We start from the raw sequence: 16,789 nt of genomic DNA on the forward strand, positions 1-16,789 counted from the left end.
TGAAAGGACCGCCATGACCGAAAAGGGGCAAACGCTTCGCGAGATTCCGGTCGGGATCAAGGCGAAGGGCGACCGCGTCGAGTTCGACTCGATGGGCGAGGTTCGCGTGCTCGCCGACCGCTATTGGGGGGCGCAGACCGCCCGCTCGCTCCAGCATTTCGATATTGGCGAGGATCGCATGCCGGTCGAGCTGTGCCGCGCCTATGGGTATCTCAAAAAGGCCGCTGCCATCGTCAATCGCCGCGCAGGTTTGCTTGCCGAAGACAAGTGCGAGGCGATCACCCGCGCCTGCGACGAGCTGATCGCGGGCGAATTCGACGACCAGTTCCCGCTGCGCGTATGGCAGACAGGCTCTGGCACGCAGACCAACATGAACGTCAACGAGGTGATCGCGAACCGCGCGATTCAGCTGCTGGGCGGGGAACTGGGCAGCCAGAAACCGGTCGCGCCCAACGACGACGTCAACAAGAGCCAATCCTCCAACGATACCTTCCCGACCGCGATGCATCTGGCCGCGCTGGGCGCGCTCGACGCGCAATTGATCCCCGAGATCGAGCAGTTGGCCAAGGTGATCGAGCAGAAGGCGGAGGGTTGGATGGACACGGTCAAGATCGGTCGCACCCATCTGCAGGACGCAGTTCCCCTGTCGGTCGGGCAGGAATGGAGCGCGTGGGCCGAGGCGTTGCGCGCGGCAGTTGCCGATCTTGAACATGCGCGCGAGGGACTCCTCGCCATCTCGCTCGGCGGGACGGCGGTGGGCACCGGGCTCAATGCGCCGGACGGCTTTTCGGATCATGTCGCGAAGGAAATCGCGTATCTCACCCGCCTGCCGGTGCGCACCGCAGCCAACAAGTTTCACGCGCAGGGGACGCTCGACCCGATTGTGCGCCTGTCCGCCGCGCTGCGCGGCGTTGCGGTCGCGCTGATCAAGATTGCCAATGATGTGCGCTGGCTGGCGAGCGGCCCGCGCTGCGGGATCGGCGAACTCAAGCTGCCCGCGAACGAGCCGGGCTCCTCGATCATGCCGGGCAAGGTCAACCCGACCCAGAGCGAGGCGCTGCTGATGGTTTCGATGCAGGTGATCGGCCACGATACCGCCAATGCGATGGCGGGAAGCTGGGGCAACCTGCAGCTCAACGCGATGCGCCCGGTGATCGCGGCGAACGTGCTCCACTCGATCCGCATCCTCGCCGATGGCTGCGCAAGCTTCCGCGAAAACGCGATCGAGGGCACCACGCTCGACGAGCAGCGGATCGAACAGCATCTGGAGCAGTCGCTGATGCTGGTGACCGCGCTGGTGCCGGAAATCGGCTATATGGACGCAGCGCATATCGCAGAGGCCGCCGCCAAGAACGGCACCACCTTGCGCGAGGAGGCGATCGCCAGCGGCAAGATCAGCGAAGAGGATTACGACCGGATCGTGCAGCCCAAGACCATGATCGGCAACGGGCTGGCCGGGGCCTAGATTCAGGTGACGTAGCGTGCCGTAGCGGCAGTGTCGCTGCGGACCTGCTACGTATTTGACTCATGCCCTTCGATCGCGCCAAGCGGGTCGTAAACACGCAAAAGCGACACACGAGGAAGGACAAGAGAATGGGCATGCGCGAACTCGCCGGGCTGAAGGTTGCCGAGGAACTGGCCGACTTCATCGAAGCGCAGGTGCTGCCGGGGCTCGATATCGATGCGGCCGCCTTCTGGTCCGGAGCAGCGGACATTTTCAGCCGTTTCGTGCCGCGCAATCGCGAACTGCTGCAGAAGCGCCAGGCGATCCAGTCGAAGATCGACGCGTGGCACCGCGAGAACCCCGCGCCGATCGATGCGGACGCCTATCGCGCCTTCCTGACCGATCTCGGCTATCTCGTGCCCGAGCCGGACGCCTTCAGCGTCAATCCGCAGAATGTCGACCCGGAACTGGCGCAGATCGCCGGTCCGCAGCTGGTGGTGCCGGTGCTCAATGCGCGCTTCCTGCTCAATGCCGCGAACGCGCGCTGGGGCAGCCTGTACGACGCGCTCTACGGCACCGACGCGATTCCGGGCGCGCCCAAGCCCGGCGGTTACGACGAGGAACGCGGCGCGATGGTGATCGACTGGGGTCGCCAGTTCCTCGACCGCGCGGTGCCGCTGGAAGACCAGCTGTGGAGCAACTGGGATGGCAGCGAGCCCAAGCTGAAGGCCCCGGCTCAGCTGGTCGGGCGCAATGGCAAGAACTGGCTGATCCGCCACAATGGGCTGCACGTCGAGATCGTGATCGATCCCGATCACCCGGTCGGTGCGGGCGACAAGGCCGGGGTTGCCGACATCGTGCTGGAATCCGCCATCTCGACCATCTGCGATTTCGAGGATTCGGTCGCGGCGGTGGATGCCGAGGACAAGGTGCTCGGCTATTCCAACTGGCTCGGCCTGATGAAGGGCGACTTGCGCGAAACCTTCATGAAGGGCGGGGAGGAGATGACCCGCACGCTCAACCCCGATCGCGAATATGTCGGCCTTGACGGCGAGAGCTTCACGCTCCCCGGACGCAGCCTGCTGCTCGCGCGCAATGTCGGCCACCTGATGACGACGCCCGCGGTGCACCTGCCCGATGGCAACGAAGCGCCCGAGGGCATCCTCGATGCGATCGTCACCGCGACGATCGGCTGCCATGACCTGAAGCGCACCGGCACGCTTTCCAACAGCCGCGAAGGCTCGATCTACCTCGTGAAACCCAAGATGCACGGGCCCGAGGAATGCGCGCTGACCAATGATCTGTTCGATGCGGTGGAGGATATGCTCGGCCTTGCGCGGCACACGATCAAGGTCGGCGTGATGGACGAGGAACGTCGGACATCCGCCAATCTCGCGGCGTGCATCCACGCGGTGCGCGACCGGATCATGTTCATCAACACCGGCTTCCTCGACCGTACGGGCGACGAGATCCACACCGCGATGCGAGCGGGTGCGATGAAGCGCAAGGGTGCGATGAAGGAGACGCCCTGGATCGCCGCTTACGAGGATCGCAACGTGCAGATCGGGCTCGCCTGCGGCCTCTCCGGCAAGGCGCAGATCGGCAAGGGCATGTGGGCGATGCCCGACCGGATGGCGGACATGCTGGCCGAGAAGATCGGCCACCCGCGCTCGGGCGCGAACACCGCCTGGGTACCATCGCCGACTGCGGCGACGCTGCACGCCACGCATTACCACATGGTCGATGTGTTCGCGCGGCAGGACGAGCGGGCGAAGGAAGCAATCGCTCCGCTATCCGACCTACTGACCATCCCGCTGCACCGGGGTGAGAACTGGTCGCCGGACGAGATCCGCGCGGAGCTGGAGAACAACGCGCAGGGCATCCTGGGCTACGTCGTGCGCTGGGTCGACCAAGGCGTGGGCTGTTCCAAGGTGCCCAACATCGACGATGTCGGCCTGATGGAAGACCGCGCAACGCTGCGTATTTCCAGCCAGCACATCGCCAACTGGTTGGAGCATGGCGTGGTCAGCCCCGAGGAGGTCGACGAGGTGCTGGTGGCGATGGCGAAGAAGGTCGATGCGCAGGATGCGGGCGACCCGGCCTATCGCCCGATGGCCGATAATCCGGAGCAAAGCCTCGCCTTCCAGGCCGCGCGCGCGCTGATCTTCGAAGGGACCGAACAGCCCAGCGGCTATACCGAGCCGCTGCTGCACGCCTATCGCCAGAAGGTGAAGGCGGGGGGCTAGGTCAGGCCGAACAGCTCGCCCCGCCCAGCACGCAGAAGCGCGCGCAGTGGGGGTGGTTCAGCTTCACCGCGACGTTGGCATCGGCCAGCGTCTCGCCGAAGTCGAACTCTCGATCGTGAGGGATCAGCGTGCAGGCGACCACGCGCGGGGCGGGGTCGCCCTTGCGGTGGACGACCATGCGGCTGGTCGCGCACATGATGTCGGCGGGCGACTTGCCCAGGATGTCCCAGCAGGCGGTGGTGATTTCGGCCACATCCTTGTCCGCGTCCATCTCCGGGAAAAGGACGCAGCGCGCCGGATCGTGAGCGTCGATCCGCAACCCCTCGCGCGCGAACAGCGCGGCATAGCCCTCGCGCGCCTCCACCATCCCCTCGCCGGGCAACAGCCGTCCTGCGACCGCGATGGAAAAACCATTGTCGGACAACCATTTGAGCCCGCCGATCGCGGCATCCCAGCTATTCGGCCCGCGCTCGCCCTCGTGCACCGGCTTGGTGTGATGATCGAGGCTGACGCGGATCGTCAGCTTGTCGCCATAGGCCTCGCGCAGGGTCAGCAGCTTGGCCTCGTGCCGACGCATCGGCTTCATCGCGTTGGACAGCACCAGCACGTCGAACCCGCGCGAGAGCGCGTCTTCCAGCATGGCCACGAAATGCGGGTTCATGAACGGCTCGCCGCCGGTGAAGCCGATCTCGCGCGTGGTCCATCCATCGCGCTCGATCTCGTCGAAATAGCGCGCGGCGTACTCGGCGGTCAGGTAGATCAGCGCATCGTTGGTCGGGCTGCTTTCGATATAGCAGGTGGCGCAGGCGAGATTGCACAGCGTGCCGGTGCACAGCCACAGCGTCTCCAGCTCCAGCAGCGGAACCTGCGCGCGCGGCGATCCGTCGGCGGTGATGTCGGGATCGGTGAACTTGCCTTCGGGCAGGGCCTCGGCCTCGACCGCGAAGGGCGAAGGGCCTTGCGGCGCGTTGCGGCTTTTGGAACGCGACGCCATCAGCGCAGCGTCTTCCTGAACCAGGCGCGCGTTTTGGCGTAGCCTTTGGGCACGCTGCCGAACACCGTGCCCTCCCACGCGCTGAACGCTGCCGCCTTGGTGATCTCGCTGCGGGTCGGATAGGCGATAATCGCGCTGCCAAGCGCGAAGGTGCTCGCCTTGCCGGTAATCGCTTGTGTGAACGGCAGCAGCATTTCGCCCGCATTTTTGCCGACGATGCTCGCGCCGAGAACTTTCTTGCCGACCATCACCACCTTCAGGTGGCCCCGCGTGTCCCCTTCCGCAATGGCGCGTTCGTTGTGCTCGAAGCCTTGGCGCACCACGGTCACCTTGTCGCCCAGCTCCTCGCGTGCCTGAGCCTCGGTCATCCCGATCTGCGCGACTTCGGGGTCGGTATAGGTGCACCAGGGCAGGGCGGACCAGTCGACCTTGGTCGGCACGCCCAGCGTGATTTCGAGCGCTACGTTGGACCCTTCGTAGCCCGATACATGCGTCAGCCGCGGGCCCTCTCGGCAATCGCCGATCGCGTAGATGTGCTTGAGGTTCGTGCGCCGCCGCGCGTCGACCTTGATCCCGTTGCGGCCCAGTTCGACGCCGATCTCCTCCAGCCCGTAGCCTTCGGTGCGTGCCTTGCGCCCCGTAGCGATCAGCAGATGCGTGCCAGCAACCTCCTGCCCGTCCTCCAGCGTCACGGTGAGGCTGGCGAGCACACCGGGCGTTACCTTGGCGGCTGCGCCCTTCACGAACATCACCCCTTCGGTTTTCATCTGTTCGACCACCACCGCGACCGATTCCGGATCGTCGCGGCCCATGAGGTCGCCCGGTTCGATGATGGTGACTTCGCTGCCCAGCCGGCGGAAACTCTGCGCCATCTCCATCCCGATCACCCCGCCGCCGATGATGACGAGGTGCTGGGGCAGGTGGTCGAGATCCCAGATGTTCTCGTTGGTCAGGTAGGGGACGCTATCCAGCCCCTCGATCGGCGGCACCATCGGTTCCGAGCCGGTGGCGATGACGATCTTGGGCGCAGTGAGCGCAACCCCGTCCACCTCGACCGTGCGCGGGCCGGTAAAATGGGCGTGGCCGCGATAGACGTCGCAGCCCATCTCCTCGAACCGTTCCTGGCTGTCGTGCGGGGCGATGTGCGCGATCGCTTCGTGGATATGCGCGTGCACGCCGGTCCAGTTGACCTTTGCCGCGGCCATCTGGATGCCGAAACGTTCGTACTCGTTCGCTTCCGCTGCGCGTTTGGCCGCAGTGATCAGCGCCTTGGACGGCACGCAGCCGTTATTGAGGCACTCGCCGCCCATCTCGGCCCGCTCGATCAGCGCGGCTTTCAGGCCGAACATCGCGCAGCCGCCCGCAGCGGTGAGACCGGCGGCCCCCGCGCCGATCACGATCACGTCATGGGTAAATTTCATGCCTGTCCCTGAAACCAAGCTTGCCCGAGAACCGAACCTCGTGCTGTGTGTGGCATATTCGCAGGCAAGGGTCGAAACGTTTCATGAATCTCGAAAATTCGCAGAACTATTATGGCGAGGTGCTGCAAGGCTCCGCCGATCTCAAGACCGATGCCTGCTGCACGCTCGACGCACCGCCGCCCGCGCTGATGGCGCTGCTGCGCAACGTGCATGAGGATGTCCGCGCGCGCTATTACGGTTGCGGGCTGGTTGCCCCGCAGGCGATGGAGGGGGCCAAGGTGCTCGATCTGGGCTCTGGCAGCGGGCAGGACGCCTATCTGCTGGCGCAGATGGTGGGCGAGAATGGCTCTGTCACCGGCGTCGACGCGACACCCGCGCAGCTGGCGGTCGCCCGCGAACATGAGGAATGGCACCGCGAGCGGTTCGGCCATGCCAGCAGCAACGTGCGCTTCATCGAAGGCGACATCGAGAAGCTGGGCGATCTCGATCTGGAAGATGGCAGCTTCGACGTGATCGTCTCCAACTGCGTGATCAACCTGGTGGCAGACAAGCGCGCGGTGTTCGACGCGGCCTACCGCCTGCTCAAGCCGGGTGGCGAGCTGTATTTCTCCGACGTCTATTCCGACCGCCGCGTGCCCGAGGGGCTGCGCGACGATCCCGTGCTGCATGGCGAGTGCCTGTCGGGCGCGATGTACTGGTTCGACTTCATCGCCTCGGCCAAGGCTGCCGGGTTCCTCGACCCGCGACTGGTCACCAGCCGCCCGCTGGGGATCAACGATCCGCAAATTCAGCAAAAGCTGGACGGGATCGCCTTCCATTCGGCCACCGCGCGGCTGTTCAAGCTGCCCGAGCTTGAACCGCTGTGCGAGGATTACGGGCAGGCTGTTCGCTACAAAGGCACGGTCGCGGGCGAGGAGCGCGTGTTTGTGCTCGACGATCATCACCGGATCGAACGCGGGCGCATGTTCCCCGTGTGCGGCAACAGCTGGAAGATGCTGGCCGACACGCGCTTTGCCGAGCATTTTGAGTTCTTCGGCGACTTCGGCACGCATTACGGCATCTATCCCGATTGCGGCACGCTGTTTCCGCTCGCCGGAGCTACGCCCCAGGTCGCGACCGGCGGCGGCTGCTGTTGAGCCGGGTTCTTGTAACGGGTGCCGCCGGGTTGATCGGCGGCGAGGTCTGCGCGCGGCTGGTTGCGGCGGGGCAACGGGTGACCGCGCTGGTCCACCGCAACCCCGAGGTGCGCGCGAACGACGGCAGCACCGTCGCGATTGCCGAGGCGGTGCCGTGCGATATCCGGCAGGACCGGCTGGGGCTGGACGCAGCGACCTTCGACCGGCTGGCGCAGGCGCACGACTTTGTGATCCACTGTGCGGCCACGATTCGTTTCGACCTGACCGACGCCGAGTACGAGGCGACCAACACCCGCGGCACGGAGAATGTGATTGCGCTGGCGCAGGCGGGCGGGGCAGGGCTGCTGCATGTCAGCACGGCCTATGTCTGCGGCACGCGCGACGGGGTGATCCGCGAGGACGATCCGCTCCCCGACAGCGGTTTCGCCAATGGCTACGAGGCGAGCAAGGCGGCGGGTGAGCGGTTGGTTCGCGCTTCGGGGCTCGACTGGGCGATAGCGCGGCCCGGCATCACGCTGGGCGGATACGAAAGCGGGCGGGTGCGCCAGTTCGACGCGCTCTACATGGCGTTCCGGCTGATCGCGGAGGGACGCATCCGGCTGGTGCCCGCCGGTGCAGACGCGACGCTCGCCTTCGTGCCGATCGACCATGTCGCGGGCGGGATCGCCGCGATGGTCGAGAACTGGGAGGCCGCGCGCGGTGGCACCTACCATCTCGTCGCGTCCGAGCCACTGCCGATGGCCGATTTCGCACGCGGAATCGGCTCGGTAGAAGGGCTGCGCTCCCCCACGCTGGTCGATCCCGCGCAATTCGATGCAAGTACGCTTCCTCCGCTCGAACGGCGGCTGCATGGGCGGGTTTCGGCGCTTTATGCCAGCTATTTCCAGCGCGACCCGCGCTTCGACGACAGCCGCTTTCGCGCGCTCACCGGGATCGAATCCGGCCCGGCGGACGAGGCCTATCTGCGGCGGCTGATCGATTTCTGCACGGAGGAAGGCTTCCTTCCTGCCGCCGGAGTGCTGGCGCGCTAGCTCACCGGATATCGGGGTAGTCGCGCTCCATGCGTCCGCGCAGGCCGAGTGCCCACAGGATGCCGACCTTGAAGTAGATCCAGTTGGCTTTGAGCGGACCCCACGCGGCGATCCGCCGGTCCGATGTGCGCACCACGCGGTGGACCATGCGGATGCGGCCCAGCCGCGCGAATTTCACGCACAGGTCCGCTTCCTCCATAACCATGTCGCCCGGCGTGCAGCCGCCAATGGTCAGGAAGTCGGCGCGGCGGAAGAACATCGCATGGTCGCCGAACAGCAGGCGCACGCCGCGCACGAACTCGTGCGGGCGGCACAGCAGCGGGGCGTACCAGGTCTTTACATAGTTGTGCGCGCTGGTCAGCCAGCGGGTCTTCGTGCCGGCAATCAGCGGAGTGAAGCTGGCGAGCGCGATGCGCTTGTCAGCCAGCGTATCGCGGATCACCGCGACCATGTCGACCGGCGGAAAGCTGTCGGCATGGACCACGCAAACCAGAGGTGCTCCGGCGGCTTCGACGCCCGCATTGATCTGCCGCGCGCGCCCGCGTTCGGCAGAGAGTGTCTGCCATCCGGCTGCGCGCGCCAGAGCAAGCGTCTCGTCGCTGCTTCCTCCGTCGACGACGATGACCTGCGCAGGCTTTGGGTCGAGTGTGGCGAGATGCGCTGCCAGCGCGGAAATAGCCGCCGCCTCGTTCAGCACCGGCACCACGATCGCAACGCCTGTGTCGCTCACGCCAGCAGTTCCGGCCATGCGGCGAGATCCTCGCCCGTGTCGATATCGGTCAGCTCGGGCAGCAGGTGCGGGACGATGCCCCTGGTCTCAAGCCGCCGCATCGTCTCGGGGAAGACCGCGTCCGTGCTCCACGCCATGTCGACGAACAGGTCGGGGCAGGGCGCGCGCAGGCCGAGCAGCCAGTAACCGCCATCATCCGCCGGGCCGATCACTGCCTCGTGGCTCGAAAGAGCATCGCCAGCCTCGCGCAACAACGCGGCCGTCAGACCGGGGCAGTCGCTGCCGATCATCATCCCCGGAGTGGGTACGCGGGTCAGCTTTTCGCCCAGATCGCCGTCACCCTGATCGCGTACGTCGAGTTCGCTGCTGAGCCACTCGCGGAAACGCGCCGGCTCGCCGCCGGTCACCCGCAGGTGGAACGGCAGGCCGCTGCCGCGTGCCTCGCGCACGGTCAGCTCCAGCAATGTGCGATAGAGTTGCGCCGCGCCTTCGGCGCCCAGCGTCGGGATCAGCCGGGTCTTGGCCTTGCCCGGCTCCGGCCAGCGGGCGAAAATCGCGATCTCGGGCGTCATCCTTGCGGGCATAGCGACAGCGCGCGACTTTTCCCATAAGCCAACAGACATGGCCCGCATTTCACCCCTGACCGTACTCGGCGTCGCGCTGGTCGGCGGATTGTGGCTGGCCGAGCGGGCGCGGCCGCTTCGCCGCCAGACGCACTCCACCGCAACCCGGCAGGTCCGCAATCTCGCGCTGGGGGCGGGCACCATGCTGGTGGTCACTGCGATCGAGATGCCGCTGCTTACCCGGCTGGCGAAGGGTAATGTCCACGCGGGACGCGGCCTCGTGCAAGTGCTGCCGCTGCCGCGAGCGTTGCAGATCGTGCTGGGGGTCGCGGCGATGGATTACGCTTTTTACTGGTGGCACATCGCGACCCACAAGGTGCCGTTCCTGTGGCGGTTTCACCGGGTCCATCACATCGATCCGGACATGGACATGACCACCGCGCTGCGGTTCCATGCGGTCGATATGCTGATCTCCCTGCCGTTCAGGGTCGCACAAGTGGTGCTCAGCGGGGCAGACGTGCGCATACTGATGGCACACCGGCGGTTCTTCGAGGCATCGGTGCTGTTCCACCATTCCAACCTCGCGCTGCCGGGGCGGTGGGACGAAAACCTGTCGCTGATCCTCACCACGCCGAAGATGCACGGGGTGCATCACTCCAAGGTGTGGGAGGAGATGAACAGCAATTGGACCAGCGGGCTGAGCCTGTGGGACCGGCTGCACCGCACCTTGCGCAGCAAACCGCAGGCGCGGATCGAGATCGGGGTTGCGGACGCGGCCTCGCTGGCGGACCTGTCGCTGGGCAACAGTTTCACCGCGCCGTTTCGCGCGACGCCCGCGCCGCTCCCGCCGGGCGCTGTCAGCCTGCGCTAGCCGCCCTTGCCCTGTGCGGCTGGCGGGGTGCCGCTGAGCACCTTGCGCACCAGCAGCACCGCGACCAGCCCGCCGACGAGGTTGGCGGCCAGTTCCGCGGCGTAGATCGCATCCGAATCCCACACCGGGCGCAGCAGCCAGCCGAAGGGGAGCATCACCAGGAACACGCGCGCGCAGCTTTGCGCCAGCGCCAGCCCCGCCTTGTCGACCGCGTTGAGGATGCCGTTGCCCACGATCAGCAGGCCGAACCCGGCATAACCCCATGCGGCGATCTCCAGATAGCGGGAGAACTGGCGGACAATGGCCGGATCGTCGGTGAAGAAGCCTGCAAACCACTTCGCCGCTGCGACCAGCGCCACCGCAATCACCAAGCCGTAGATCACGCTGAACAGCCCCGCACCGCGAGCCGCCGCGCGCGACCTCTCCGGCTGGTTCGCGCCCCAGTTCTGCCCGACGATGGCTCCGATCGACCCCGACAGCGCAAGTAGCGGCACGATGGCGAAGCTCTGCAACCGGCCCGCCGCACCGAAGGCGGCGACCGCTGACTGGCCTTCCAGCGCGATCAGCGCGGTCAGCACCGAAAGGCCGATCGGGTTGATCGCGTTGGAGAAGGAGGCCGGGCCCGCCACCTTCATGATCGCCACGATCGGCTCGCGCGGGTTCTCGCAATCGCGGATCAGCGCCGGATTGAACGGCAGGTGCGTTCGCCCGACGCACACGACCGCCAGCACCACCGCAATCGCCCAGCCGATCAGCGTGGCATAGGCCGCGCCTGCGATGCCGAAGCCTTCGAACCCGAATGCGCCGGTGATCAGAAGCGGGTCGAGCACCCAGTTGACCGCCGCGTAGGCGATGTTGATGAAGCTGCTCATCTTCGCCTCGCCCTGTCCGCGCAGCACTCCGTTGAAGCCCATCAGCACGAGCGAAAACGGGAAGGCGAGCGCGAACGGGTCCATGTAGTCGCGGATCAGCGGCAGCAGGTTGTCCGGCGCATTCATCAGCCGGAACAGCGGCTCCTGCAGTAGCCACAGCGCGAGCCCCAGGATCACGCCGACCACCGTGGCGAAGACCACGCCCAGGTTCGCCCGGCGTGCGGCCTGATCGTGATCGCCCGCGCCCAGTGAACGCGCGACGACCGAATTGATGCCGACCATCACCCCCACGCCAAGACTGGTCAGCGCGACCGAGATCGGGAAGATGAAGCTGATCGCGGCGAGCGGGTCGGGCCCCAGCTGGCCGATGAAATAGGCGTCGATGAGGCTGATCGACATGATCGCGGCGACACCGATGATCATCGGCAGGGTCTGCGTCACGAGATGGCCCGGAATGCTCCCGCGCGTCAGCTTTGCTTGTTTGCTCATTGCGCGGGTCGGTAGACCGAACGTCGCGCAAGCTAAAGCGCCAAATCCCCGCGCTTGTGCGCGTGCCACGCGTTGCCCTATCATGCCCGGCAAACAGACATGAAGGAGAGGCCCGATGGCGACGCAGGCGAAGCTCGATTACGAATGTTCGAAGGAAGAATGGCAGGCGCGGCTGGACCTCGCCGCGTGCTATCGCATCTTCGATCTGCTCGGCTGGTCGGAATCGATCTACAACCACATCTCGCTCGCGGTGCCGGGCGAAGAGGGCGCGTTCCTGATCAACCCCTTCGGCCTGCTATACGAGGAGGTGACCGCCTCCAACCTCGTGAAGATCGATGTCGAGGGCAATAATATCGGCGGTTCGCCCTACATGGTGAACAAGGCGGGCTTCACGCAGCACGCGCATTTCCACAAGCATCTGGGCGAGCGGGCGAACGCGATCTGCCATGTGCACACGACCGCGACGATGGCGGTGTGCAGCCACAAGGACGGGTTGCTGCCGACCAATTTCTACGCCTGCAATTTCCAGAACCAGATCGGCTATCACGATTTCGAGGGCGTCACCGTGCGCGCCGAAGAGGGCGACCGCCTTCTCGAGAATCTGGGCGACAAGTCGATCCTGATGCTGCGCAACCACGGCCCGGTGGTCATGGGCAAGACGATCCAGCAAATGTTCGTGATGATGTGGTCTTTGCAGCGCGCGTGCGAGATTCAGGTCGCCACGCTCAGCCAGGGAGAGGCCGTGGTGGTGCAGCAGGACGTGGTCGATGTCCACCAGCGCGACCTTGCCGTCATGCAGGGTCAGGGCGGCGCGGGCGTGTTCGATTTCGAGGCGTGGAAGCGCAAGGCGACGCGGATCGACGACAGCTGGCAGCAGTGAGCGATCCTGCACCCGCCGAAGCGCGCCATTGCGGCAAGTGCGGCGGGCGCAGCGCCGAAGGCTTCGTCGTCGATATGGGCTATGGCGAGGTGCAGCCCGGCCGCTGGCAGGAAGGCACGCCGCAGACCGGCTGGACCGGCAGCGTGAAAGTGGACAAGAAGGCGCTCAAGCCGCTGCGCGCGTTCCGTTGCGAGCGGTGCCATCTGGTCGAGTTTTATGCGGATTAGGGCGGATTAGCTTGGTGATGCCGTGACGAAGATGACGGTCAATAATCGGCCGGTGCAATATCTGCTCGACCCCGATACCCCGCTGCTGTTCGCACTGCGCGAGGCAAGCAACCTCACCGGCACCAAGTTCGGTTGCGGGACGGGCGATTGCGGTGCGTGCATGGTGCTGATCGACGGCGTGCCGCTGCGATCCTGCCTCGTCTCGATTGAGGAGGCGGAAGGGCGGCTGATCACGACGATAGAGGGGCTCTCGCGCGATCGCTCGCACCCGGTGCAGCAGGCACTGGTCGCCGAACAGGCGATCCAGTGCGGCTTCTGCACGCCCGGCATCGCCATCGCCGCTGCCGCGCTGCTCGAAGCCAATCCGTCGCCGAGCCGCGCGGACATGGACGTCGCGATCCCCAACATCTGCCGCTGCGGGGTTTATCCGCGACTGGCGCGGGCAATCGTGCGGGCAAGCGAGGCAGCGAGCGGTGCGCAGGCCATTGAAGCCGCCCCGCCGCCCGCGATCGATCCCCAAGAGGCGGCGCGCGATGTCCCGGCGCTCGCACCGGTCGAGCCACGCGCCGACTAGCGGTTACATCTTCAGGCGAACCCCCAGGCGGGCGCTGAACGGACGACCCGGCTGGATGTTGTTGTCGCCGTGAGCGCTCGGATAGTAGGTCTCGTCGAACAGGTTCTCGACGTTCACCTGCACCGCGATCCGGTCCGTGACGTCGTAGAAGATCGCCGCATCCACCCGGACGTAGTCGGGCAGCGTCACGTTCTGGCTGAAGCTGGCGAACTGTTCGCCCTGATAGATCAGGCCTGCGCCCACGCCCAGCCGGTCGGTCAGGTTGAACCGGTTCCATGCGGTGATCTGGTGTTCGGGCAGTTGCTGCAGCCGCGTGCCGGCGACCGCAGCATCGGTCGTCTCGGTAATCTCGCCATCGAGATAGGTATACCCGAGGCTCGCCTCCCAGAAGGGCAGGATTTCGCCGGTCAGGCTGATCTCGAAGCCTTCTGTGCGGCTCGCGCCGGTCTGCAGCGTCAGCCCGGTATTGTTCGGATCGGGCGCGGTCGTGTTCTCCCGCTCCAGCCGGAAGATCGATGCAGCGGCGAGCAGACGCGGACCGATCGCCCATTTGGCGCCGATCTCGTAATTGGTGAACTGCTCGGGCTCGAACGCGGCGTCGCCGGGGCTCAGGATCACGAACTGGTCGCCCGCCTGCGGCAGGAAGCTTTCGGAATAGGCGGCGTAGAGCGAGATGTTCTCGACCGGCTTGACGATCAGGCCGGCGCGCGGGCTGAATTGCTCGTCCACCCGGCTGCCATCCACGGCATTGACGAGGTCGACGGTATCGAGATCGAAGCGGTCGAACCGCAGGCCCGCGACCAGTTCGACGAAGTCGCCAATTGCGATCTGGTCCTGCACATAGGCGGAGAAGGTCGTCAGATCGCTGTCGCGCGCGCGGCTGGGTGCAGTGGTGAAGGGCGGGACGAAGATCGTTTCGGCCAGCGGCGCGCTGCTCGCACCGGCGAAGGTCACGTTGTCGCGGCTATTCTGCGTGTCCTGCCTGCCGCCCTCGATGCCGACCAGCAGCGTGTGCCCGATCGGGCCGGTATCGAATTCAGCGACCAGGTTGGCCTGCCCGATCAGGTTCTCGCGCTGTGTCGCATCGGCGTAGCCGCCAAGGCTGACCGAGGTGCCGTCGGTGCCGCGCGGCAGGATGTTGGCATAGGCCTTGTCGTAATTGGCGTACTGCAGCGCCGCGTTGACGCTGACCGCGGGGGACAGACGATGCGTCACCCGCGCGCGGGCGATGTGCGCTTCGATCGTGCTCCGGTTGAAGTCGGGATCGCCGAAGAAGGTGTCATCGTACCCGGTCAGCGGCCCGCCCTGGAAGGAGGGGACGCCGCGGTCGGTGGTCCGCCGGTCATCATCATAGGTGTACGACACGTCGAGCCGTGTGTCCGGCCCGATATCGACGCCGAGCGTGGGCGAGATGCCGATGAAGCGACCCCCGTAGAAATCGCGGTTATTGTCGAATTCTTCGTAGGTGGCGTTGAGGCGCAGGCCGACCGTCTCGGTCAGCGGCTGGTTGACGTCGGCGAGCAGCGCGAAGGCGCCGAAGGTGTCGAGAGAGGCATCGAACTGACCGAAGCCTTCGTTCGTCTGAGCCTTCTTGCTGACACGGTTGACCACGCCGCCGCCGCCACCGCGCCCGAAGATCAGCGCATTGGCGCCCTTGAGCACTTCGACCCGGCTGATGTTGTAGAGCGAGCGATAATATTGCGCGTCGTCGCGCAGACCGTCGAGATAGAAGTCGGCGGTGGTTTCCTGCCCGCGGATGAAGATCTCGTCGCGGTGGCCTTCGCCCGATTCAAGGCTGATTCCGGGCACGAAGCGCAGAGCCTCGCCCAGCTGGCGGATCGACTGGTCCTCCAGCTGGTCCTCGGTGATGAAGGTGGCCGATTGCGGCACATCGATCAGCGGGGTCGGGGTCTTCGTGGCGGTGCTGCCATCCGCGGTATCGTATCCCGCACGCTCGCCGGTCACCACGATCTCGGCGGGAAGGTAGTCGCGCTGGGGCGTCGCGCCGTCCTCTGAATCGGTATTCGCCATTGCGGGGCTGGCAGTGGCGCAGACGATCGCGGCGCCGAGGAAAAGGCCGGACCGGAAGGAAGAGCGGTGCATGAGAATCCCTGATGCGAGTAATTAGCGTTTGCGGGATGCCCGCTATTGATAATTAGTCGCACAGGCAAGCCCCTGCGTGGGGAATGAGACCCGCGCAAACGAACCGACCCAACATGAACACCCTGGCGGGGGGCAGGATGAACCGACGCGCGAGGCCCGTCTCAGGAGCCCGAACGCGCGCCGGTTCACTTGCGGCTCTAGTACGCTCCTTGCTGTGCAGGTGCCGTCGCCTCACCGATCAGCGCGCGTGCCTCTGCAATCGCCGCATCCTGCGCGATTGTGCCTTCCTGCAGCTCGTTTCCGATGGTGAGCAGCCGCCCGCTGATGACCGTGCCGGTCTCGGCCTCTTCCTCGATCGTGATGCCGCCGTTCGCTTCGGCGACGTCCGCCCACATGTCGCGCACGGCGGCCCAGTAATCCTTGGTGGCCGCCCAGTAGGCATCGGCCGCGCCGGTATTGTAGCCATCGAACCGGTCGTAGTTGTTGAGGACGTATTCCTGCACCACCGGCTTCAGCCCACCTTCTGCCGAAGCATCGGGCATCATCTTGGTGTTGTCCTGCCAGTGGATCCAGCCGGTCGGGGTCAGTTGGTGGCGGTTGATCCCTTCGTAGCGGTCGTAGATCGGATGGCGCACCGCGTCGCGGCGGGCGAGCGGGCGCGTGGTCCAGTTGGAGCGCCAGCGGCGGATGCCCTGGCTATCCTGCCATTCGCCCCACCCGGCATAGCGCGGGCTGTCGTCCACCTGATAGACGGTCTGCGACCAGCGGCCATTGCGCATCCGCTCGGGCATTTCCTTCCATTCCCAGGTATTGGGGCCGGTATAGGCGAGGATCTTCTCCGGCTCGTACTCCCAGTCCTGCCGCCAGTGCTTGATGACGAACTCCTCGCCCTCGTTCCCGACCACCAGCAGGTGCTGGAGGACGATTTTGGTGCCGGTATCCTCGATCACTCGGACCGATTCATACCCGCCCGAAATCTTGCGATCGAGCGGTTCGTAGCCTTCCATCCAGGGCGTCGATTCCTGCATGTCGAAGCGCACCTTGTAGTCGCCCGCCATCGACAGGATCGTTTCGCGGTCCTTCTGGAAATGCGCGCGCTCGACCGCTTCGCCGCGATCCGCGATGGGGCCGTCGGCGAGCGCGGGGCTGGCGATGGCCGTGGTGGCGAGCAGGGCTGCGCCGATCAGTGTCGTCAGTTTCATATGGTC

The 16,789-nt window shown here is 65.8% G+C and carries 15 protein-coding genes; 8 read left to right on the forward strand and 7 right to left on the reverse strand.

Annotated features, from left to right (window positions below; genetic code table 11):
- The first annotated feature begins 13 nt into the window (after positions 1-13).
- Positions 14-1,465, forward strand: coding sequence for a class II fumarate hydratase (gene fumC / locus K7H93_RS11715; protein WP_230783785.1), 1,452 nt, complete (start codon positions 14-16; stop codon positions 1,463-1,465).
- 134 nt (positions 1,466-1,599) lie between these two features.
- Positions 1,600-3,690, forward strand: a complete 2,091-nt coding sequence (locus K7H93_RS11720) for a malate synthase G (RefSeq protein WP_230784145.1) — start codon at positions 1,600-1,602, stop codon at positions 3,688-3,690.
- Between the two features lies 1 nt (position 3,691).
- Here the strand turns inward: K7H93_RS11720 and K7H93_RS11725 are convergent, their stop codons facing one another.
- Both K7H93_RS11725 and K7H93_RS11730 read right to left on the reverse strand, forming a co-directional pair.
- The gene (locus K7H93_RS11725) at positions 3,692-4,684 is read right to left on the reverse strand and encodes a radical SAM protein (RefSeq protein ID WP_230783786.1); all 993 of its coding nucleotides are present in this window, start codon (positions 4,682-4,684) and stop codon (positions 3,692-3,694) included.
- Positions 4,684-6,105, reverse strand: coding sequence for a dihydrolipoyl dehydrogenase family protein (locus K7H93_RS11730; protein ID WP_230783787.1), 1,422 nt, complete (start codon positions 6,103-6,105; stop codon positions 4,684-4,686). Before K7H93_RS11730 ends, K7H93_RS11725 begins: the two co-directional genes overlap by 1 nt.
- Before the next feature lie 83 nt (positions 6,106-6,188).
- Between K7H93_RS11730 and K7H93_RS11735 the strand changes: the two genes are divergently transcribed.
- A complete protein-coding gene (locus K7H93_RS11735) occupies positions 6,189-7,241 on the forward strand; it encodes a methyltransferase domain-containing protein (RefSeq protein ID WP_230783788.1) in 1,053 nt (350 codons plus the stop codon).
- Positions 7,238-8,272, forward strand: a complete 1,035-nt coding sequence (locus K7H93_RS11740) for an SDR family oxidoreductase (RefSeq protein ID WP_230783789.1) — start codon at positions 7,238-7,240, stop codon at positions 8,270-8,272. The genes K7H93_RS11735 and K7H93_RS11740 overlap by 4 nt, the downstream gene beginning before the upstream one ends.
- Before the next feature lies 1 nt (position 8,273).
- On the opposite strand, the gene K7H93_RS11745 is transcribed toward K7H93_RS11740, so the two are convergent.
- Entirely contained in the window at positions 8,274-9,020 is a 747-nt protein-coding gene (locus K7H93_RS11745) for a glycosyltransferase (RefSeq protein ID WP_230783790.1), read from the reverse strand.
- Positions 8,999-9,574: a TIGR04282 family arsenosugar biosynthesis glycosyltransferase gene (locus K7H93_RS11750; protein ID WP_230783791.1), complete on the reverse strand. Its 576-nt coding sequence runs from the start codon at positions 9,572-9,574 to the stop codon at positions 8,999-9,001. The genes K7H93_RS11745 and K7H93_RS11750 overlap by 22 nt, the downstream gene beginning before the upstream one ends.
- Positions 9,575-9,623: 49 nt before the next feature.
- On the opposite strand from K7H93_RS11750, the gene K7H93_RS11755 reads away from it, so the two are divergent.
- Positions 9,624-10,436 (forward strand): sterol desaturase family protein, encoded by an 813-nt coding sequence (locus K7H93_RS11755; protein ID WP_230783792.1) that lies wholly within the window; start codon positions 9,624-9,626, stop codon positions 10,434-10,436.
- Here the strand turns inward: K7H93_RS11755 and K7H93_RS11760 are convergent.
- Entirely contained in the window at positions 10,433-11,797 is a 1,365-nt protein-coding gene (locus K7H93_RS11760; RefSeq protein WP_230783793.1) for an MATE family efflux transporter, read from the reverse strand. The two genes, K7H93_RS11755 and K7H93_RS11760, sit on opposite strands and share 4 nt — an antisense overlap.
- Before the next feature lie 115 nt (positions 11,798-11,912).
- On the opposite strand from K7H93_RS11760, the gene K7H93_RS11765 reads away from it, so the two are divergent.
- Genes K7H93_RS11765 through K7H93_RS11775 form a run of 3 tightly spaced genes read left to right on the forward strand, consistent with a single transcriptional unit; the run spans position 11,913 to position 13,478 of the window.
- Positions 11,913-12,677, forward strand: a complete 765-nt coding sequence (locus K7H93_RS11765; RefSeq protein WP_222825115.1) for a class II aldolase/adducin family protein — start codon at positions 11,913-11,915, stop codon at positions 12,675-12,677.
- Entirely contained in the window at positions 12,674-12,904 is a 231-nt protein-coding gene (locus K7H93_RS11770) for a hypothetical protein (RefSeq protein WP_230783794.1), read from the forward strand. The genes K7H93_RS11765 and K7H93_RS11770 overlap by 4 nt, the downstream gene beginning before the upstream one ends.
- Positions 12,905-12,926: 22 nt before the next feature.
- Positions 12,927-13,478, forward strand: a complete 552-nt coding sequence (locus tag K7H93_RS11775) for a (2Fe-2S)-binding protein (RefSeq protein ID WP_230783795.1) — start codon at positions 12,927-12,929, stop codon at positions 13,476-13,478.
- Positions 13,479-13,481: 3 nt separating this feature from the next.
- Here the strand turns inward: K7H93_RS11775 and K7H93_RS11780 are convergent, their stop codons facing one another.
- Entirely contained in the window at positions 13,482-15,581 is a 2,100-nt protein-coding gene (locus tag K7H93_RS11780) for a TonB-dependent receptor (RefSeq protein WP_230783796.1), read from the reverse strand.
- Between the two features lie 197 nt (positions 15,582-15,778).
- Positions 15,779-16,783 carry a DUF6607 family protein gene (locus tag K7H93_RS11785; protein ID WP_230783797.1) on the reverse strand — a complete coding sequence of 335 codons (1,005 nt, stop codon included), beginning with the start codon at positions 16,781-16,783 and terminating at the stop codon, positions 15,779-15,781.
- Positions 16,784-16,789: the final 6 nt, after the last annotated feature.

Source organism: Citromicrobium bathyomarinum (assembly GCF_021021475.1).
Classification (GTDB): Bacteria; Pseudomonadota; Alphaproteobacteria; order Sphingomonadales; family Sphingomonadaceae; genus Alteriqipengyuania; species Alteriqipengyuania bathyomarina.